Origin of the sequence: Marinobacter nanhaiticus D15-8W (genome assembly GCF_036511935.1) — a bacterium.
Classification (GTDB): domain Bacteria; phylum Pseudomonadota; class Gammaproteobacteria; order Pseudomonadales; family Oleiphilaceae; genus Marinobacter_A; species Marinobacter_A nanhaiticus.
Window position 1 is genome coordinate 3,420,317 of record NZ_AP028878.1, and the last position, 18,410, is coordinate 3,438,726.

Below are 18,410 nucleotides of genomic sequence, written 5' to 3' on the forward strand. Positions count from 1 at the left end.
AGGACATTCATGGATGAGGTCTTACCAGGGTTCACTACTGGTACACTCTCGGTGTTGTTGGGCTACTAACCTCAGCCAAGAGACTGCGTCCGACCAACCCCTCATAGATAACCGTAATTGCTGTTCAGCTCAGAGCGAGAACAGCTGCTGAAAAAACAGAGCATAGTTCAGCGTCAGGGGTCTTTTTGTTCTCGTCAGTTTGGGGTTCATTCACTTACGTTCCGATACCCCCTCGCTTGCTCAAATCAATATTAATGCTTTAAGTCCGCGACAACCCGCCGTAAAAGCTAATCGGGCACTGCTTGTCCCTTACTGGCGAGACCCCCTTATAATTTCCCATGCATAAAACGAGGGGTCACGCCAGTAATAATTGTAAACACCCCCTAAAATCGGTGCATGCGTAATTAGAGTTCTCCGGCCTACAATGAGGCAAACGGAGAGCAGCATGAAGAAATCACGGTACAGCGAGTCCCAGATCGTCAAGATCCTGAAGGAGGTCGAGGGCGGTCGCCTGGTCAAGGAAGTCTGCCGGGAGTACGGCATCTCCGACGCGACCTACTACAACTGGAAATCGAAGTACGGTGGCATGGAAGCGTCTGACGTGAAGCGCCTCAAAGAGCTTGAAGAGGAAAACCGCCGGCTCAAGCAGATGTACGCTGAGCTCAGTCTCGACCACAAGCTGCTGAAGGATGTGATCGAAAAAAAGCTGTAAAGCCGGCTGTTCGACGCGAACTGGTGGATTACCTCAAGCAGGCTCATGGCATCAGCGTTCGCAGAGCCTGCCGAATCGCTGGCATCAGTGACTCTGTGTATCGGTACCAGCCCGATACCGCCCGTGATGAGCCGGTGATTGCAGCGCTTCAGAGCGCCACTGAACGCTATCCTGCCTACGGCTTCAGCAAGCTGTTCAAGGTGCTGCGTCGATGGGGGCATGCCTGGAATCACAAACGAGTCCATCGACTGTACCGCGCGCTCAACCGTAAGCGTTCATTCCGCGACGTTCTGCCACCCCGCTGAGATTCGCTCTACAGTAACCTCACATTTCCCGATACGAGGTTACCCCCATGAGAAAGCACCGTACTCCAGAACAGTGGCAGACCCTGGTTGATCAGCAGCGCGCCAGCGGCTTGTCAGCACCGCAGTTTTGTAAACAGGAGAAGATCGGTTACGCCAGCTTCTGTAACTGGCGCAAGCGCCTGTCCGACCCGTCGACTGATGAGTCGTCAGGTCCCGGTGAAGCCGATTTTCTGGATCTCTCGTCGTTGATGGGCAACTCTCCATCCTCCGGCCCCGGCTGGAACATTGTGCTCAGCCTGGGCAACGGCGTGGAACTGCGGCTGAGCCAGAACGGATGATCGGGCTCGATAGTCAGGCCCGGATCTGGCTGTGCACTGAGCCCACCGATATGCGCAAATCGTTCCGGGGCCTGAGCGCCCTGGTCCGGAATCAGTTGAAGCACGACCCGCTCAGCGGCCAGTATTTCGTCTTCGTCAATCGCCGTAAAACTCAGATGAAGATGCTGTATTTTACGACCACTGGTTACTGCCTGTGGGCCAAACGCCTGGAGCAGGGACAGTTCCGGGTGCCTTTATCTGCCTCCGGTCAGCGAGCCCTGACGCTGACGGATCTGCAACTGCTGATCGATGGCATTGAGGTGCAGAAATACCGCCAGTTCAAGCGTTTTCGAGGGGTATAGAAGGCCGGGTTCCGGTATAATATCGGTCATGAATTCAACGGCTTCTGCTCCTTCTCCCAATGCATCGTCCTCCTCGGCTCTGGCCGAGGAGAATGCACTGCTGCGTGAGCAGGTCCAGACCCTTCAGCGCCAGCTGGACTGGTTCAAGAAGCAGCTGTTCGGCCCCAAATCCGAGAAGCAGGCATTTGACCTGCCGGGCCAGAACAGCCTGTTCCAGGAAGGCGATGCACCGGTTCCGGAGAACCCACCGGAAGAGAAAAAGCGCACGGTTAAAGCCTATCAGCGTGGTACCGGTAAGAAGCAGCGGGACGACGACTGCCTGAACGACACCGGCCTGCGCTTCACCGCCGATGTGCCGGTGGAGGTCATTGAACACCTGCCACCGGAACTGACCGGGCCGGAGGCTGACCAGTACGAAGTGATCGGCAGCAAGACCACCTACCGGCTGGCCCAGCGGGCCTCCAGCTATGTGGTGCTTAAGTGCGAACGCCCGGTGTTCCGGCGCAAGGGCACCGAGAAGCTCATCACGACACCGGCTCCGTTCAACGTGCTGGACAACAGCCTGGCCGATGTCAGCCTGCTGGCCGGGTTGCTGGTGGACAAATTCCAGTTCCATCTGCCGCTGTATCGCCAGCACCAGCGTATCCAACAGGCCGGTATCACCGTCAGTCGCAGCACTCTGACCAATCTGGTCAAGCGTGCCATCGACCTGCTGCGCCCCATTGTGGATGCCCAGACCGACAACGTACTGCGCAGTCGGGTACTGGCCATGGACGAAACGCCCATCAAGGCCGGTCATCAGGGCCGGGCCGGCCCGCAAAAGGGCAAGATGAAATCCGGCTGGTTCTGGCCGCTGTATGGCGATGCCGACGAGGTGGTGTTCACTTACTCTAACAGCCGTGGGCGTGCCCATATCGAAGAAGTACTCAGCGAATCGTTCAGCGGCACCCTGATCAGTGACGGCTACGCGGCCTATGCCCGTTATGCCGCCGCCCAGGAAAACGTCACCCATGCCCAATGCTGGGTGCACAGTCGCCGTTACTTTATCGAGGCGCAGAAGGATCATCCGGAGATAGTCACCGACGCGCTGCAACAGATCGCCACGGTGTACCGGAATGAAGAGGCCATCAAAACCCAGGGGCTGACTGGCGAGAAGAAACGCCAGTACCGGTTGGATCACTCGAAACCGGTGGTCAGCGACTTCTTCCAGTGGTGCCGGGATCAGTTGGCGCAAGGCGGCCTCGTGCCCAGCGATTCGCTGACCAAAGCCCTGAACTACGTGCTCAGCCGTGAAGCGAGCCTGACCGTGTTCCTGGAAGACCCGGATGTGCAGCCAGACACCAACCACCTGGAACGAGCACTACGCCCCATTCCAATGGGCAAGAAAAACTGGATGTTCTGCTGGACCGAACTGGGCGCGGAACACCTGGGCGTCATCCAGAGCCTGATCAGCACCTGCAAGCTGCACGATATTACCCCGTACACGTATCTGGTGGACGTGCTGCAACGTATCAGCCAGCACCCGGCCCGTGAAGTCAGCGACCTGACGCCCCGACTCTGGAAACCCCGGTTCGCCGACAATCCGCTACGGGCGCTGATCGACCCACGCCACCCTGACCGACAGAACAAACAGCCGGAGGCCAACGTCCGTGCGCATTGAGGACATGACCATCGACCAGTTGCTGGAACTGAACCAGACCATCTGCCAGCGAATTGATGAACTGCAAGAACAAGAAACCCTGCATGCCTTGAGTCAATTGCGGGTTGGCCTGAAAGTGACCTTCGAAGGCCGGGAAGGACCGGTGTTGGGGATCGTCACCAAAATCAATCGCAAGAGTGTGATCGTGCTGGGTGAGGATGGCAGGAAACAGTACAAGGTCTCGCCGGAGTTATTAAGGCCTCTCCGTGACGTGAAGTAGGTCAACTACGTCGTGGAATGAACGCTTACGCTCAACCTGAACAAGCGACGACGGGGTAAGAAGCGGCTTCCAACCCGAAATCCTGAACCGCTGGCCGTCCCCAGCACAGCGAATCACTGCTGGTCCATGGATTTCATGAGCGACAGCCTGTTCTGTGGTCGCCGGTTCCGAACGTTCAATGTGGTGGATGACTTCAACCGGGAAGTCCTTGCCATCGAGATTGACCTGAACCTGCCAGCACCGAGGGTCATCCGGGTCCTGGAACGCATCATCGCCTGGCGAGGTTACCCGGCCAGACTACGCATGGATAACGGCCCGGAGTTCATCTCCATCGCCTTGGCAGACTGGGCAGAAAAGCACGGTATCGCGTTGGAATTTATCAAGCCCGGTAAGCCGACCCAGAACTCCTACGTGGAGCGCTTCAACCGGACTTACCGGGACGAGATCCTGAATATGTATGTCTTCCGGAATCTCACCGAAGTCCGGCAGCGGACCGAGTCGTGGATGGCGGAATACAACGACGAACGTCCCCACGATTCACTGGAAGACCTGACGCCATGGGAATATCTGGCGAGACACCAACAGACGGAAAACTCTAATCAGCGGTGCAACTAAAACAGGGATGTTTACACTTCTTCCTGCAGCGTATCGGACTGATGGCATGTGTTCCCCGGATACACATCAATACCATAAGCGGTCCGAATCACCTCTTGATAGTGCGGAGGAAGATGGAGCAGCACGTCGAAAACTGTTTGGTGAAGGTTCAGAGGCTCACAGGTCGCCGCCGTGGTCACCAAGAACTCATGAGACATTGAAGACAGGTCCATCGGCGCATACTTGTACTCCTCGGCACAACGTTGCGCGTTCATCGCGTTCCAGTGGATGTAGTACTGACGCTGGAGACTCCTGAGTTCATCTTCGACAAACAGAATCTCCGCCTCAAGCTTTGCCAGGGAGATGGCGTGATTTGGAGTTTCCGCTGGAGGAAACATTGAAATGATCGGCATGACTATTTCCCTAGAAAAATTGGCTTAACAAACTATTTGGTGGCAATCATATGCATATCGCTCTGCAAGATCTGGTCGTCGAAGCGATTAATGTCAGACACATGCCAGCGGGTCGAACCGGAGCTCAATTTTTTTGGCGGTGGGAATTTGCCCTCCCGAACCCAGCGCCAGATGGTGTGCCGCGACACCCCGTAGTGATTTCCAACCTGTACGTCTGTCCAAAACATGCTCTTTCTCTCTATATCGGTGTATTTAGGGTTAGGACGAGAGATATGGTAGGGAAACGCAAGAGAGGAGCGGGCCGTGTAATTGAGGGTTTTCTGCAATTGGACGAGAATTTCTAAAAAAATAGTGGTTGGATGAAATCCGTTAGTACGGAATCGATGGCAAAACCCAATCGGTCTTTGAGACGAGGCACAAAAGTAACAGGAAAAAAAGTTCCCGACCTATGCAGACGCGGACGAGCTCGATGTGATCGACGTACGAATTAGTGAGGGCAATACCGTCGTAGAGGGGAACTCTTCCTGACTATGTGACCGGCTCCCACAGTCTGTAATCTAACTGCCCCTGAACTAACCCCGATTTTGACCCTACTCTGAACCTCCCCATATTAGCTCCAGCTAGAGCAGGCTCTGCCCTACTACAATTGCAAGACATTCTCGGGTTAGTTCAAGCTCTCCCAAAAGGCTTCTTCAACCGGTCGGGTTTGGCGCTGGCGTGGACCAACGCGTTGTCGACTTTTGTTGATGTGGGTTGAGCCTGCCTTTTCGTGGAGGTCATCGATGTTCTGCGTGATCACCGTTACATCGAATTTTAATTCTAGAGCTACCAGGGCCTCGTGTGCTTTGTTCGGTTTAGCGTTCTCGACAACACGCTTCCTTTGATTCCAGTATTCGAGCACCTTTCCGCGATCTTTTTTCCAACCTCCAAAAGAAGCAACCTCAAGCTGATTCCAGTTGCTCCAGATGCCCTCGCTACCTCGATAAGTGCTTAATCCACTCTCGGCGCTGATTCCAGCCCCGGTGAACACAACGACCTTCTTCCGGGAGACCACACTTTTAGCCCTCGTTTCATTTCGATGCCTTTTAGAATCCAGTAGTTAGCGACGGCGGGCGTCGCTAGATAGTTAAATGTGGTTATCGTTGACGTGACCTGCTACCGACTTCCCGGTTAGGCCGATCTCACTGAGATGAGAATGGTCGCGGCCGTATTGTTGAGGTCAAGGCGGTTTCAGCTGGATAATAAATTACCAGCGTGCTGTGAGTCGATCGCGCGATCGAGGCTAGGCTGACACTCTCGTTTAGCTCACTTTAGGACTGGGGTACCTATATGAATATGGCTGCAGCGTTTATCGGGTATGGGTGTTTCTTTCTTACGGTGACGATCGTTGCGTTAGTTGGCTACTGGCACGGGGATCGACTGGAGACCTGGGTGAAGAAAACACTCGGCCAACGAAAGTAACACGTAGGTGCACAGTGGAAGCGTGACCCTACCCCCGTTTTAGATCCAGCCAGAGTTGGAGATATAAGGCGCCGGAGACATAGCTGCCCTGCCCCGCCTATGGATCAAATCATTTGACGGCGCTGGCTCGCTAAACGTGGGTTTGCTGGCAACTGGAGATGCATTGAAGACTGAGGTTTCGGTTGGGTCGCAAAGCGAACATTCAAAATGGCCGACGAAGGCAATGAAAAAGGGCTCCGTTTGAGGCCCGGAAGTGTCATGCTTGGCGAGGGGGGCAAATAAAAAACTGAGCACGCTCAAACCACGCTTCAATGCGAATGCTCACCCATCAGATAGTGAACCAGCGCGTTCAAGCTTTCCTCCGAAATTTTCCATCGTGGCATCGTAGCGTGCAATGGCTCACCATCGGGGCCAATACCGTTCACGATGGCCTTTTTTAGCGATGACTCGTCATAAGAGGCATGGTTGTGGCCGTCATCGTGTTCGCTCTGCAGCGCCGCGTCGGTTAAAGCCGGAGCCATCACCCAGAAACGCGGCCACATGATGGCGCCGCCTTCCTTTTCAGAACCATGGCAGGTGGCACAACCGCCCCCGTGCATCTGCATATGATGGTTTCCGCCAACCGGGCGGATCCTCTCACCGGAGCTGGAAACGCCAGTGAAATAGAGGCGTTCCCCTTCGCTGCTGAAACTGGCTGGCCAGTTGTCGACGCTGTAGCGACTGTTGTGACCATCCATGCATCCGGATAACATCAACGCGCTCAAGGCCAGTGCTGAATATTTTCTGGTTCCATTGCCTTTAGCCATCTCACTTGCTTCCTGCGCGTTATGTGATGCTTGATTGCTTCCAATCTGCCCTGATTGTTCAAATCAGTAAACAGTCATAGGCAGAGTGATCATGACCGATATCCGAAAACCGGGATAGATTTTTTCTCTGTAGTTTCCCGCGTAATTCCGTGTAATGCTATCGGGCGTTTATGGTATCGGGGCTTGCCAGGCCTTTAATTATGATTCAGAAAAGGATTTTCCGCTCGCTGGCCTGGCTCGCAAAGCGAACGTTCAAATTATGGACAATGCTAGCGTTGACCAGAGCCGGAGCGATTAACCGGCACAGCAGGACAACTGTTTTACGTCCTTGGTGAACGTTTGCGCACAGAGCTTGAATCCTTCAACCATGGTCAGATAAGGGAACAAGTCATCGCCGATTTCCTGAACGGTCAAACCTGCTCGTAACGCCATCACTGCCGTTTGGATAATTTCACCGCCTTCCGCTGCGACAATCTGCACCCCAAGCAAACGGCCTGAGTTGCGCTCTGCCACCATCTTAATAAATCCTTGGGTGTCAAAGTTTACTAGCGCACGCGGCACGTTTTCCAAGTCGAGCAGCCTGGTGTCCACGCTATAACCCCGAGCAACTGCTTCGGCTTCAGAGAGGCCAACGGTGGCGACTTGAGGATCGGTAAACATGACCCCAGGCATGGCACTGAAGTCGAGTTTGGCCTCGCCTTCCGTCATGTTGATGGCGGCCCGACTGCCTCCGGCAGCGGCGACATAGACAAACTGCGGTTGATTGGTGCAGTCTCCGGCAGCGTATATTCCGGGGACCGTGGTTTGCAGATGCTCATCCACCTGAATTGCGTCGCGTGAGGTTTCCACGCCAATGCTCGCCAGGTTCAGGGCCTCGGTATTGGGAGTTCGACCGGTCGCCACCAGCAGCTGATCGGCTCGTAAGGTGCCGGCAGGCGTCTCGACGATGAACTCGTTGTCGCTATAGTCCACGTTGCTGGGCAGGGTCTGGCTAAGCACCTCAATACCTTCCCGATTAAACGCTCCCGCTATGGCCTCTCCGATCGCGGGATCTTCACTGGACAACACACGGCTCCGGGCCAAAACGGTAACCTTGCTACCGAGTCTGGCGAACGCCTGAGCCAATTCCAAGGCAACGAAACCGGCACCAATTACGATCAGCCGTTTGGGGCCGGTATCCAGCGTCAAGGCACTGGTTGATGTCAGGTAAGGGGTGGCTGCCAGCCCCGTAATTGGTGGCTCTGCCGGTCTGGCTCCGGTTCCAATAAAGGCGCGATCAAAATGAACCGTTTTTTCACCACCCTCAGCCAACGTGACTACCAGGCTATTTGTGCCGAGAAACCGGGCCTCACCGTTCAGGACTGTGATGTCCTTGTGTCCTCGAAGTATTTTTTCGTACTTGGTATCACGCAGCTCCTCCACCCGTGCCTGCTGTTGCTGAAGCAGTTTCGCTCGGTCTACCTCAGGAGCCGTAGCACTGATGCCCGCGTCAAACGGGCTTTCTTTTCGCAGGTGCGCGATATGTGCTGCACGAATCATAATCTTCGATGGCACGCAGCCAACATTTACGCAGGTGCCACCGACAGTCCCACGTTCAATCAGGGTGACGCGGGCACCGCATTCAGTCGCCTTCAGGGCAGCCGCCATGGCGGCACCACCACTGCCGATTACCGCAATATGCAGTTTGTTGTCATTTTTCACTGGGGAAACTCCTTGGAGCTTTGAAGTTGCTCTCGTAGCTGGCGTCATAGTGCTTTTTCCGCCAGAACGCATAGACCGTAAGGCCGATGAATACCGCCAGTGCCGGAAGAAGCACATAGTCGAGATAGCCCGTCAGGGCGGCCAGTCCCACGGTGGACATCAGAATGACCAGAATCGGTGTGAAGCAGCATAGTGCAACCAGAATAGTCCCTACTATGCCGACCCTGAGCAAGTTCTTCGGATTCTTCATTGCCCCTCCGGGGTCGCCTCTGAGGCCGTGGGAGTGGAGGGGTAACCAGCGTCCCTCGTAGCCTCGGTGAGTTCCTCTATGGAAGTAAGCGCATCGTCAAAGGTGACGACGGTTTCTCGATCAGGGTAGCCCACGGAAACTTGCGACACCCCTTCCACTTTACTTAAGGCCAGCTTGACGGTGATCGGACAGGCGGAACAGGTCATGTCAGGCACCGAGAGCGTCACTGTTTGAGACGCAGCCCAGGAGGACATGCTGAGCAAAGTGAGAAACATGGCAAGTACAAACTGTTTACGCATGAGAAAAATCTCCATTTAGTAGAACAGAGGCAAAATGTAAGGGAACACTAAAGCGACCAGTACCAGAGCCGTAACTACCCAAAAGATCACCTTATAAGTCTTTCGGACTTGAGGGATCGCACACGTTTCACCGGGTGAGCATTGCTCTACAGGGCGGTAAATTCGTCGCCAGGCAAATAACATGGCGACGATGGCCGCGCCAATGAACAGCGGTCGATAGGGCTCCAAAGCTGTCAGGTTGCCGATCCAGGCACCGGAAACGCCCAGAGTGATAAGTACCAATGGCCCGAGACAGCAAGCCGAGGCGAGAATTCCAGCCATCCCCCCGACAGCGAGAGAAGCACCTCCGGATTTAGATTTGAATGTCGACATGACGTTTACACCTGTTGCCCATGGACTCGATAAGATAAGGTTACTTCCGTAGTCAAGTACGGAGTCAGGCATCATGTTGGATAAAGCTAATTCACTGACTATTGGCGGCTTAGCCAAGGCGGCCAATGTAAATGTCGAGACGATCCGCTATTACCAGCGGCGAGGTCTTTTGTCGGAACCCAAGCGGCCTCCGGGTGGTATTCGACGCTACGGTTCCGCCGATATTGATCGGCTGACATTTGTTAAAACGGCGCAGCAGCTGGGTTTCAGTCTCGACGAGATAAGCGATCTTCTGCGGCTGGAAGACGGCACCCACTGTGAAGAAGCCAGTGCGCTCGCCGAGCACAAGCTGAAGGATGTGCGTGAAAAGATCGAAAGGCTGGTGAAAATTGAGAAGGCTCTGAGCGAAATGGTCAGTCAATGCCACGCACAGCCGGACAGCATCGCGTGCCCGCTCATTGCTTCGTTACATGAGGGAGGTATTGGGACAAGAGGCCAAAAGGGTTAGCTTCAGAACCAATCAACCTCTTGTGGACTTATCCCGATACACATAAACAGACCATCTATGCGAGAGTCATTTGTGAAGGTACCCTTTGTTTTGTGGACCCCGTTCGCTTGTATACCAGTCGCGTGAGTACTTACGCTAGGTTTGTGAATCTTGTGTGCTACCCCCAGGGTATCCGCGCGTACTTCCGTCGCTCGCCACACCTTCGGTCAGGCCTTCGTGTGCTTGATGCCGGGTGCGGTTCTGGAATCGCAACGCTCGCTCTTAGAGACGCGTTGCTTAGCAAGGGCATAGTGCCTGGTTCGCTTCAGGCCTTCGATCTGACGCCGGCGATGCTTGATCGCTTTCGTTCCAAGCTTCAAAAGCGTGCTATCCACAACGTCGACATTGCACAGGCAGATGTGCTCGACTCTCAGGGCTTGCCGGCTGAATGGGGCAATTACGATCTAATCGTTGCGGCATCGATGTTCGAGTACCTTCCAACAGAACGTTTGAGCGAAGGATTTCGAGCGCTTCGTTTACGATTAAAGCCAGATGGAAAATTCGTTCTCTTTATCACCCGCAGGAACTGGCTCACACGTCCGCTTATCGGCCGATGGTGGCAAGCAAACCTTTATAGCAAGCAAGAACTTGAAGAGGCACTTCAAAAAGCAGGGTTCACTTCTGTGACCTTCTCCCAATTCCCAATGCCGTATCGTTTCCTCTCCCTTTGGGGCTACATTATCGAAGCGAAAAACTAGACGGCGTCTTTGCCGCCCACCGAAGGTCTGCTTTTGTTTAGGAAATCGAGGTGGTGGAGGGTCGCGAAGCGAACATTCAGGCGCACTTTATTGCGACCAGGTTCTGAGTCTCGCATGTCGCTCGGTACAAGCTTGAAAGTTACACCGAAAGATGAGCCGGCAAGCACTATTTAGCTGCTCAAAAGGATCCGGCCCCGTGAGTACACGGGACCGGAAGTCGTTACATTTGTCTAATGTTAATCACAACATCTTCTTTAACTGTCCGTATTCTCCCCCAGTACGTAGTACCAGAGTGATGTCGTTGTCGTTCCGGTTTCTGAAAAACCAGCCGTGATTGCCGGTAAAGGCTGCTTCCAACTCGCCCTCGTCTTCAAGCACGCCCCGGCCTTTTTCGTAGGAAATTGACTGACCACTTCCATCACCATGGGTATCGAAGTTGATCGGGCCACCCTCTGATACCCAGGAGAATCGGGCTGTAGCGCCTTCCTCCATAGTAAGTTTGAACTCTGTGCCTTCTCCCCGTGTGAGAACCACGCGCACTTCATCCTGCCACTGCGGTTCCACAACTTCTGGTGCAGGCGCAGGTTCTGGCTCGGCAGGTGCAACTTCTGCTTCAGGCGAGGGAGCTGGTTCCTTAACGGCTTCAGCCACGACAGGTTCTTTGACTTCCGGGGCCTCTCGCTCAGTTGAGGATTGAACAGCAACCATCTGAGCAGCTTCGTCAGCAGCAGCCTCTTCGGCGAGCTGCTCCTTGATCTCACCCATTTCAGTCAGGCCCAAAAGGCGACCTGCGCCGGTTGGGTCCAGGGCGTATTCGGCGGGCATGACCACGGTTACAAGCAGAACCAACGCCACAATTGCCGCAATGATGGTTGATCGAACCAGCTTGGCAGTGCTGGGCAGTTCTTCACGGTTGGGAATATCGGTGTTGTACATAAAAAATCTCCAGAATCAGGCGACGAAGTAACCGGTGAGCTGATAGCCAAAGAGCAGAAAACCTGCACTCATCATGGCCACGTTGGCGGTGTAGGCATGGCGGAAAAATCCGTCGGTTTTTCGCCAGAAGCTGATGACAATCAGGATCATGGCCAGGGCGATCAATTGTCCGATTTCCACGCCCACATTGAAGGCGAGGAGGTTCGGAATCAGGCCGTCCTGTGAGATGTCGTATTCGATGATCTTGGTGGACAGACCAAAGCCATGGAAGAACCCGAAAATCAACGTGGCGGCTTTGGTGTTGGGCTGGAAACCAAACCACCGCTGATAGGCACCGATGTTGTCCAGTGCCTTGTAGACGATGGACAGACCGATAATCGCATCAATGATGTAACTATTGATGCCCACGTTGAAGTAAACCCCCAGCAGCATCGTGGTGGAATGCCCCAAGGCAAACAGGCTCACGTAGATCGCGATGTGCTTCATCTGGTAGAGGAAGAAAATGACACCCAGCAGGAACAGCAGGTGGTCATATCCGGTGACCATGTGTTTGGCCCCCAGATAGATGAACGAAATAAGGTTTATCCCGGTAATTTCCTGGATGTACCCCTTGTCGTCCTGGGCGACGGCATGAGCGAGTACATCGGTACTCAGACCCAGCAAGCCCAAAGTTAGAAATATCCAGAGTAGACGATTGCCTGTGCCCGTTGAGGACACACCACGGCATCGGCCAGGCAAGTTTGACAACATAAAGACTCCAATCGAATGTGTTTTCTCGGGCCGCCTAAGCGGCAAGAATCAAGAGGAAAGGAGAACTTTTGGAGGGCGTTCAAGCCGATAGCGCAAACTGCGGGGCGAACCTCCGGCAAAGGGTACGGGCTGCCGGAGAACGGTCAGGCTTTGGGAAACAAACGGAACCCTGAGGTGGTCCATGGTCTCGTGGGTATGATTGCCAGCATCATGATGCACTGATGATGTCTCTGGCTCTTCGTCAAAATCGTGGGTGTGTCCATGCGCACCATGACTGTCCGTTTGGCCGTCAGACTGCGATTCCCAATCGCCTGCCAGCTCAGCCACACCGTGAGAGAAAGACTCGCCAATCACCGACATTGATAGGCCCGCCAATGCAAACAGCATGACGAGTGTCGGAAGCAGTTTTCTCTGGTGGATGGCTGAAATCATAAATCTAATGGGAAGAGTCTGTGGTTGGATTTCATTGAGGACAGAGAATACCACCCCTCCCAAGGGTGATAGGCATTAAACATGGTAAATGATCGCGAACATCGAATACATGAGCGCAAAACTTTGCCCAGCTCTCTGATAGCTTGCATCCCAAATGGGCGGTTCAATGACTGATCACTGATGCTGACTTTGGGAGGTTGACCACCACCGAAAAGCCGCGCTCCGGGATCGTGGGAAAACGCAGTGTTCCACCATAACGCTCGACAATTTCCCGAACAATTGCCAGCCCAAGGCCATGGCCCGGCGTCTGCTCGTCTAGCCGCAATCCCCGTTGACCCAGCTTGCTGATTTCAGCGTCTGCGACGCCGGGGCCATCGTCTATGACACCCATTTGCAGTGTTCCGGAGCGTTGAACGAGTGACAGTTCCACACAGTGATCTGACCATTTGCCGGCGTTGTCCAGGAGATTGCCCATAATTTCATTTAGGTCGTGTTCCTCGATCGGCCAGCGGGCGTCCTCCGGCAGAGAACTCGACAGTTCAAAGGACTTTTCCGGGTAGAGCCGCCCCAGCATCCAGAGTAGATCCCGCGCCTGTTTCAGCGGGTAAGCGCTTTTCCCAACCTGTGGTCCTGCAAAGCGACTTCGGCGCATCTCGGCTTCAAGCTGTTTGTCGATGTCATTGAGTCTCGCGGTCATCTGAAGGCGGAGATCGTTGGAAAGCGGACGACTAGTGTCTTCAAGTATCTGCCGGACCGCCGCAATGGGGGTCTTGACGCTGTGAGACAGATTCGCCAGCGCATCCCTTGATCGTTCCAGGCGTTGATCCAGCGAGTCGAGTAATTGGTTGAGCTGTTGAACCAGCGGTCGAAATTCCTCAGGTGCCTGGACGTGAATCCGGGAAACCTTGCCATCCTGAAGTCGCTTAAGCGTGGCCTTCAGCTCGACGACAGGGCGCATGGACAGATTGATACCGAACCAGATCACAACGACCAACAGCAGAATCAGTAAAATAGAGACGATGGCTGTCCACGCGTGCAGCTCTGCCTGGCTGCGTTTCAGTGCGCCAAGATCCTCGGACACGATCACAACAATCGGCGTATCGCCGATCTGGAACGACTTTCGATACGCAAGAATGTTCTTTGGGCCCTCGACTGTATCCGCATCCCGAACACGAACGGTTCCATCCTTTGCTGATTCAATCAACGACGTTAACACCGGTGCCCAGGAATCCGGGGAAATGATCGTTCTGGACGGAGAATGTATGGCGAAGGCGTGGTGAAAGACTTCCTGAAAGTAGTCACCGGTCTGGAGGCTGTCCAATTGACCGCCAGAATCAAGAATCTGGTGTTCCAGAAATGCGACCTCATCTTTCAGACGTGTCTCGACGAATTCCCGGGACATCCGGTCCAGTAAGAGGCCGTGAACCAGCCATGCAAGCCCCATTAACGCAATGCCGGCTGGCAGTAGCAATAAAAGTAAGGTGCCTTTGACGGATTTGGGCTTGCTAAACAGCGTCATTGAAGAGATATCCCTGACCGCGACGAGTTGCAATGGTGTCGTTGCCGACCAGTTTCCGCAATCGGCGAATGTAAGCTTCAATCACGTTTTCGTTAGGGGTATCGTTCAGGTTGTACAACTGCTCCATTAGCTGCTCTTTCGAGAACACATGGCCGGGACGGCTCATCAGGCAGCGCAGTAGGCGAAATTCCGTGCCGGTGAGGCTGTGCTCCGTGCCATCTTCCGATTTCAGGCTTTGACGATTTTCATCTAATTCGAAGCGTCCGGCTTTTACCATTGAATGAATACGGCCTTCGCTTCGACGCACAATGGCGTTGAGCCGGGCGATGAGTTCTTCGGTCTGAAAGGGTTTTGCAAGGTAGTCATCCGCTCCAGCTTTAAGGCCTTCCACCTTGTCGTGCCAGTCGCCTCTGGCGGTCAGAATAAGAACCGGGCAGCCTATCTGATGGGTTCTCCATTTCCTCAAAACGTCTAACCCGTTGCCATCGGGTAGGCCAAGATCAAGAATAACGGCTCGATAGTCCTCCTGCTCGCCCAGAATCGCAGCCTCTTTGGCGGTGTAGGTCGTATCAACGCTGAACCCTGCCTTTTCAAGCTGACCACTTAATCCGTCAGCCAGCAAACGGTCATCTTCAACGAGCAGTAATCGCATCGGACATTCCTTCTCTGAGCCAAGTAATAGCTTTGGAGTGTCGCTGATCAACCTGAATTCAGCCTGAATGGCAAATTAGTTCAATATTTTCAGCAAGAATTCAGGTTAATGCGCGATGGTGTGATTCGTATTCTGGCATCGCTCTTTGTTCAGAGCCAACCGACGCCGGGATTTCCGGCCACTTTATCAATGGAGAAGACAAGATGAATGCATCCAAGTTGATTGTTGCAGCCGCGGCCATGTCGATGTCCGCAGTGACCCTCGCCGCCGGTGCTCATGGCGGTGGTCATGGCGCCAGCAGCGGCGAACCGGGTAAAGCCTCGGAGGCCTCTCGCACTATCACAGTGGAAATGTACGACAACTACTACGAGCCCGAAGAAATCAGTGTAAAGCCTGGCGAAACCGTTCGCTTCGTGGTGGAGAACAAAGGAAACCTCGTGCATGAATTCAATGTGGGCACTCCCGACATGCACGACGCTCACCAAGAGGAAATGATGATGATGGTTGAGCATGGCGTGATCCAGGGCGGCAAGCTGAACCACGACATGATGAATATGGATATGGGCAATGGCCATTCCATGAAGCATGACGACCCGAACAGTGTGTTGCTGGAACCCGGCCAAAGCAAAGAAATAATTTGGAAGTTTTCTGATAAAAGCAATATCGAATTCGCCTGCAACGTGCCAGGCCACTATCAGGCCGGTATGTACGGTGAGGTCAATTTCGAGTAAATCGCTTGGCGGAAGTCCGCGATCAGCGGGGCTGAGACACGTTTCTTGGCCCGGCTTCAATGACGTGTAGTTTGGAGTAAAACAGATGAAAACACGCTTTTTGACAGGGCTTTTGAGCCTGCTGATGCCAGCCTTGGTTATGGCCGGTGAGTACGACCTTACGGTCGACCGGGTAAAAATTGATACCGGCGATTTTGTGAAGGAAGGCATCGGATACAACGGCGCATCCCCGGGGCCGGTTATGCGCTTCAAGGAAGGCGAAAACGTCAAGATCAATGTGACCAATAACCTGGATGAGATGACGTCTATTCACTGGCACGGCCTGATCCTTCCTTTTAACCAGGACGGTGTGCCCGGTATCAGCTTCCCGGGCATCAAGCCGGGTGAAACCTTCACCTATGAATTTCCTATCCAGCAAGCGGGCACTTACTGGTTCCACAGCCACTCTGGATTCCAGGAGCCGGACGGCGCCTATGGTGCCATTGTCATCGAGCCCGAGGGCCGTGAGCCATTCCGCTACGATCGTGAATACGTGGTGCAGTTGACTGATAAGCACCCCCATTCCGGTGACCGCATCATGCGCAACCTGAAAATGATGCCGGATTACTACAACCGCGAGCAGCAAACCGTCGGCGAGTTTTTCTCGGACGTGTCAAAAAATGGCCTGATGAACACCGTCAGTGACCGTATGGCCTGGGGTGGCATGCGGATGATGAAGGCAGACGTTGAAGACGTGCAGGGCTTTACGGGCCTGATCAACGGCAAAGGTCCGGACCAGAACTGGACGGGACTCTTTGAGCCGGGCGAACGCATTCGGCTGCGATTCATCAACTCTTCCGCGATGACCTACTTTGACATCCGGATTCCGGGTTTGGATATGACGGTTGTCCAGGCTGATGGCAACAATGTTCAGCCGGTTAATGTAGACGAATTCCGGATTGGTGTGGCGGAAACCTACGATGTAATCGTGCGTCCGAAAGATGAGCAGGCCTACACCATATTCGCCGAATCCATGGGGCGTTCGGGCTATGCCAGAGCAACACTGGCCCCAGAAGAGGGTATGGAAGCGGCTGTACCGCAACTGCGTGAACCGGCCCGCCTGACTATGGCCGACATGAGCGGTATGCATGGCATGGACCATGGCAGCATGGCCGGAATGGATCATGGCGACATGGATATGAGCAGCTCAGAAGGGATGGGCGGAATGGACCATTCTTCGATGGAGGGAATGGATCACTCGAATATGCAAGGAATGGATCATTCCGACATGGAAGGCATGGATCACGGTTCCATGGCGATGGGTAAAAAAGAAGGTCCAAGCGATCCCTTCTACGCCAAGGGTAGTGGCCTCGTACCTACCGCAGCCAATGGCGGTAAGTTCTTGTCCTACGCTGACCTGAAGGCTCAGGACCCGTTGTATGAAGACCGCGAACCGACCCGGGAAATTGAGCTTCGTTTGACCGGCAATATGGAGCGGTATACCTGGAGCATTAATGGCGTCAAGTACGAAGACGCAGACCCAATTCGTCTCAAATACGGTGAGCGAGTTCGCTTCAAGTTTGTCAACGAGACCATGATGACTCACCCCATGCACCTTCACGGAATGTGGTCCATCCTCGATGTTGGTGCAGACCAGTGGAATCCGATCAAGCACACGGTCAGTGTGCAGCCAGGCACCACCGTTTACATGGAAACCGAGGTTGACGAGCCCGGCCAGTGGGCGTTCCACTGCCACCTTTCTTATCACGCGGCCGCTGGCATGTTCCGCAAGGTGATTGTTGAAGGTGGGCCAGAGTCGAAGCAGGCCCAAACAGACGTGATTGCCGAAGATGGAGGTGAGGTATGAGCTGTGTTCGATCACTTGTCGCAGTCAGTTTGCTTGCCTCTATTGGTGTCTCAACGGCGGTGACAGCTCAGGAAATGATCTCCGACACCACCGCTCGTAAGCAGCCGCTCACAACCTGGGGTGTTCAATTCGAGGAATTTGAGTACCGCTACAGCGACGATGACGAGGAGCTGGGCGTCTGGAATGCGGATGCCTTCTATGGCACTGACGATTTTAAAGTCCGGTTGCTCACAACCGGCGAATACGAAATAGAGGAGCAGGCCTACGAAACGCTGGAAAACCAGTTGGTCGGCCAGATCCCCATTTCCAAGTTCTTCGACGCCAAAGCGGGCGTGCGTTTCGATACTCCGGAAGGGCCGGACCGGACATACGCCGTTCTCGGTGTCGCCGGCCTGGCGCCCCAATGGTTTGAGATCGATGCAAACCTGTACATCAGCAACGATGGTGATACGTCAGCCGAACTGGACGCTGAGTACGAATTGCTGTTCACCAATTACTGGATCCTGGCGGCAACTCTGGATGCCTCTGTAGCGTTCAGTGAGGATGAAGAGATTGGTGTCGGCAAAGGATTGGTTTCCACCGAAACCGGCCTCCGGCTCAGCTACGACCTGATAGACCGTGCGTTCTCGCCTTATGTGGGTGTGGTGCACGAGCGTAAGTATGGCGATAGTGCCGACCTGGCCGAGGCGAGCGGCGGCGGCACAGAAGATTGGTTTGCCGTAATCGGCGCTCGAATCGCATTCTGATGCTGAAGGGCCATGGGAAACCCATGGCCTTTTTTCGTCTAT

At 54.2% G+C, this 18,410-nt stretch carries 21 protein-coding genes and 2 pseudogenes; 11 read left to right on the forward strand and 12 right to left on the reverse strand.

What is annotated here, in order from left to right; all coding sequences use genetic code 11:
- Nucleotides 1–445: 445 nt before the first annotated feature.
- The 6 genes and pseudogenes from RE428_RS15180 to RE428_RS15205 all read left to right on the forward strand — a co-directional run.
- Nucleotides 446–1,014: pseudogene (locus RE428_RS15180) on the forward strand (transposase); the annotation flags it as partial.
- Between the two features lie 50 nt (nucleotides 1,015–1,064).
- A complete protein-coding gene (gene tnpA / locus RE428_RS15185) occupies nucleotides 1,065–1,355 on the forward strand; it encodes an IS66 family insertion sequence element accessory protein TnpA (RefSeq protein ID WP_004578761.1) in 291 nt (96 codons plus the stop codon).
- Nucleotides 1,352–1,696, forward strand: a complete 345-nt coding sequence (tnpB, locus tag RE428_RS15190; protein ID WP_004578760.1) for an IS66 family insertion sequence element accessory protein TnpB — start codon at nucleotides 1,352–1,354, stop codon at nucleotides 1,694–1,696. The genes tnpA and tnpB overlap by 4 nt, the downstream gene beginning before the upstream one ends.
- A 28-nt stretch (nucleotides 1,697–1,724) precedes the next feature.
- A complete protein-coding gene (gene tnpC / locus RE428_RS15195; RefSeq protein WP_004578759.1) occupies nucleotides 1,725–3,356 on the forward strand; it encodes an IS66 family transposase in 1,632 nt (543 codons plus the stop codon).
- Nucleotides 3,346–3,615 carry a hypothetical protein gene (locus RE428_RS15200; RefSeq protein WP_004578758.1) on the forward strand — a complete coding sequence of 90 codons (270 nt, stop codon included), beginning with the start codon at nucleotides 3,346–3,348 and terminating at the stop codon, nucleotides 3,613–3,615. Before tnpC ends, RE428_RS15200 begins: the two co-directional genes overlap by 11 nt.
- Nucleotides 3,616–3,645: 30 nt before the next feature.
- Nucleotides 3,646–4,230: pseudogene (locus RE428_RS15205) on the forward strand (IS3 family transposase); the annotation flags it as partial.
- Nucleotides 4,231–4,241: 11 nt separating this feature from the next.
- On the opposite strand, the gene RE428_RS15210 reads toward RE428_RS15205, so the two are convergent.
- The 8 genes from RE428_RS15210 to merT all read right to left on the reverse strand — a co-directional run bounded on the left by RE428_RS15210 (nucleotide 4,242) and on the right by merT (nucleotide 9,511).
- A complete protein-coding gene (locus tag RE428_RS15210; protein ID WP_004578657.1) occupies nucleotides 4,242–4,622 on the reverse strand; it encodes a hypothetical protein in 381 nt (126 codons plus the stop codon).
- A 32-nt stretch (nucleotides 4,623–4,654) separates the two neighbouring features.
- Nucleotides 4,655–4,849, reverse strand: coding sequence for a helix-turn-helix transcriptional regulator (locus RE428_RS15215; protein ID WP_004578658.1), 195 nt, complete (start codon nucleotides 4,847–4,849; stop codon nucleotides 4,655–4,657).
- Nucleotides 4,850–5,286: 437 nt separating this feature from the next.
- Nucleotides 5,287–5,676, reverse strand: coding sequence for an SIR2 family NAD-dependent protein deacylase (locus RE428_RS15220; protein ID WP_004578659.1), 390 nt, complete (start codon nucleotides 5,674–5,676; stop codon nucleotides 5,287–5,289).
- Nucleotides 5,677–6,391: 715 nt separating this feature from the next.
- Nucleotides 6,392–6,889, reverse strand: a complete 498-nt coding sequence (locus tag RE428_RS15225; RefSeq protein ID WP_004578660.1) for a c-type cytochrome — start codon at nucleotides 6,887–6,889, stop codon at nucleotides 6,392–6,394.
- Nucleotides 6,890–7,183: 294 nt separating this feature from the next.
- Nucleotides 7,184–8,638, reverse strand: coding sequence for a mercury(II) reductase (gene merA / locus RE428_RS15230; RefSeq protein ID WP_406564722.1), 1,455 nt, complete (start codon nucleotides 8,636–8,638; stop codon nucleotides 7,184–7,186).
- Nucleotides 8,580–8,840, reverse strand: a complete 261-nt coding sequence (gene merF / locus RE428_RS15235; protein WP_004578662.1) for a mercury resistance system transport protein MerF — start codon at nucleotides 8,838–8,840, stop codon at nucleotides 8,580–8,582. Before merF ends, merA begins: the two co-directional genes overlap by 59 nt.
- A complete protein-coding gene (gene merP / locus RE428_RS15240; protein ID WP_004578663.1) occupies nucleotides 8,837–9,139 on the reverse strand; it encodes a mercury resistance system periplasmic binding protein MerP in 303 nt (100 codons plus the stop codon). Before merP ends, merF begins: the two co-directional genes overlap by 4 nt.
- Nucleotides 9,140–9,154: 15 nt before the next feature.
- Nucleotides 9,155–9,511 carry a mercuric ion transporter MerT gene (merT, locus tag RE428_RS15245; protein WP_004578664.1) on the reverse strand — a complete coding sequence of 119 codons (357 nt, stop codon included), beginning with the start codon at nucleotides 9,509–9,511 and terminating at the stop codon, nucleotides 9,155–9,157.
- Nucleotides 9,512–9,584: 73 nt separating this feature from the next.
- Here merT and merR point away from each other — a divergent pair, with 73 nt between their 5' ends.
- Entirely contained in the window at nucleotides 9,585–10,019 is a 435-nt protein-coding gene (gene merR / locus RE428_RS15250; protein WP_004578665.1) for an Hg(II)-responsive transcriptional regulator, read from the forward strand.
- A gap of 152 nt (nucleotides 10,020–10,171) precedes the next feature.
- The gene (locus tag RE428_RS15255) at nucleotides 10,172–10,756 is read left to right on the forward strand and encodes a class I SAM-dependent methyltransferase (RefSeq protein WP_227500167.1); all 585 of its coding nucleotides are present in this window, start codon (nucleotides 10,172–10,174) and stop codon (nucleotides 10,754–10,756) included.
- Nucleotides 10,757–10,996: 240 nt separating this feature from the next.
- On the opposite strand, the gene RE428_RS15260 is transcribed toward RE428_RS15255, so the two are convergent.
- The 4 genes from RE428_RS15260 to RE428_RS15275 form a co-directional block, all read right to left on the reverse strand.
- Complete coding sequence (locus RE428_RS15260) at nucleotides 10,997–11,692, reverse strand: hypothetical protein (RefSeq protein ID WP_004578667.1); 696 nt, start codon at nucleotides 11,690–11,692, stop codon at nucleotides 10,997–10,999.
- A 15-nt stretch (nucleotides 11,693–11,707) separates the two neighbouring features.
- On the reverse strand, nucleotides 11,708–12,442 hold the full coding sequence (locus RE428_RS15265) for a HupE/UreJ family protein (protein WP_205624585.1): 735 nt from the start codon (nucleotides 12,440–12,442) through the stop codon (nucleotides 11,708–11,710).
- 595 nt (nucleotides 12,443–13,037) lie between these two features.
- Entirely contained in the window at nucleotides 13,038–14,393 is a 1,356-nt protein-coding gene (locus RE428_RS15270) for an ATP-binding protein (RefSeq protein ID WP_004578669.1), read from the reverse strand.
- Entirely contained in the window at nucleotides 14,380–15,045 is a 666-nt protein-coding gene (locus tag RE428_RS15275; RefSeq protein WP_004578670.1) for a response regulator transcription factor, read from the reverse strand. The genes RE428_RS15270 and RE428_RS15275 overlap by 14 nt, the downstream gene beginning before the upstream one ends.
- Nucleotides 15,046–15,248: 203 nt before the next feature.
- Between RE428_RS15275 and RE428_RS15280 the strand changes: the two genes are divergently transcribed.
- From RE428_RS15280 to RE428_RS15290, 3 genes are all read left to right on the forward strand, one after another.
- Nucleotides 15,249–15,776, forward strand: a complete 528-nt coding sequence (locus RE428_RS15280) for a cupredoxin domain-containing protein (RefSeq protein WP_004578671.1) — start codon at nucleotides 15,249–15,251, stop codon at nucleotides 15,774–15,776.
- Between the two features lie 85 nt (nucleotides 15,777–15,861).
- Entirely contained in the window at nucleotides 15,862–17,622 is a 1,761-nt protein-coding gene (locus RE428_RS15285; protein WP_004578672.1) for a copper resistance system multicopper oxidase, read from the forward strand.
- A complete protein-coding gene (locus RE428_RS15290) occupies nucleotides 17,619–18,368 on the forward strand; it encodes a copper resistance protein B (protein WP_004578673.1) in 750 nt (249 codons plus the stop codon). The genes RE428_RS15285 and RE428_RS15290 overlap by 4 nt, the downstream gene beginning before the upstream one ends.
- Nucleotides 18,369–18,410: the final 42 nt, after the last annotated feature.

Bases quoted from the DNA above. Each gene is read 5' to 3' on its own strand.
- RE428_RS15280 (WP_004578671.1), top strand. From the start codon at position 15,249: ATGAATGCATCCAAGTTGATTGTTGCAGCCGCGGCCATGTCGATGTCC.
- RE428_RS15210 (WP_004578657.1), bottom strand. From the start codon at position 4,622: ATGCCGATCATTTCAATGTTTCCTCCAGCGGAAACTCCAAATCACGCC.
- RE428_RS15225 (WP_004578660.1), bottom strand. From the start codon at position 6,889: ATGGCTAAAGGCAATGGAACCAGAAAATATTCAGCACTGGCCTTGAGC.
- RE428_RS15215 (WP_004578658.1), bottom strand. From the start codon at position 4,849: ATGTTTTGGACAGACGTACAGGTTGGAAATCACTACGGGGTGTCGCGG.
- tnpA (WP_004578761.1), top strand. From the start codon at position 1,065: ATGAGAAAGCACCGTACTCCAGAACAGTGGCAGACCCTGGTTGATCAG.
- tnpB (WP_004578760.1), top strand. From the start codon at position 1,352: ATGATCGGGCTCGATAGTCAGGCCCGGATCTGGCTGTGCACTGAGCCC.
- merP (WP_004578663.1), bottom strand. From the start codon at position 9,139: ATGCGTAAACAGTTTGTACTTGCCATGTTTCTCACTTTGCTCAGCATG.
- RE428_RS15275 (WP_004578670.1), bottom strand. From the start codon at position 15,045: ATGCGATTACTGCTCGTTGAAGATGACCGTTTGCTGGCTGACGGATTA.
- merR (WP_004578665.1), top strand. From the start codon at position 9,585: ATGTTGGATAAAGCTAATTCACTGACTATTGGCGGCTTAGCCAAGGCG.
- merF (WP_004578662.1), bottom strand. From the start codon at position 8,840: ATGAAGAATCCGAAGAACTTGCTCAGGGTCGGCATAGTAGGGACTATT.
- RE428_RS15265 (WP_205624585.1), bottom strand. From the start codon at position 12,442: ATGTTGTCAAACTTGCCTGGCCGATGCCGTGGTGTGTCCTCAACGGGC.
- merT (WP_004578664.1), bottom strand. From the start codon at position 9,511: ATGTCGACATTCAAATCTAAATCCGGAGGTGCTTCTCTCGCTGTCGGG.
- RE428_RS15285 (WP_004578672.1), top strand. From the start codon at position 15,862: ATGAAAACACGCTTTTTGACAGGGCTTTTGAGCCTGCTGATGCCAGCC.
- RE428_RS15260 (WP_004578667.1), bottom strand. From the start codon at position 11,692: ATGTACAACACCGATATTCCCAACCGTGAAGAACTGCCCAGCACTGCC.
- merA (WP_406564722.1), bottom strand. From the start codon at position 8,638: ATGACGCCAGCTACGAGAGCAACTTCAAAGCTCCAAGGAGTTTCCCCA.
- RE428_RS15290 (WP_004578673.1), top strand. From the start codon at position 17,619: ATGAGCTGTGTTCGATCACTTGTCGCAGTCAGTTTGCTTGCCTCTATT.
- RE428_RS15270 (WP_004578669.1), bottom strand. From the start codon at position 14,393: ATGACGCTGTTTAGCAAGCCCAAATCCGTCAAAGGCACCTTACTTTTA.
- tnpC (WP_004578759.1), top strand. From the start codon at position 1,725: ATGAATTCAACGGCTTCTGCTCCTTCTCCCAATGCATCGTCCTCCTCG.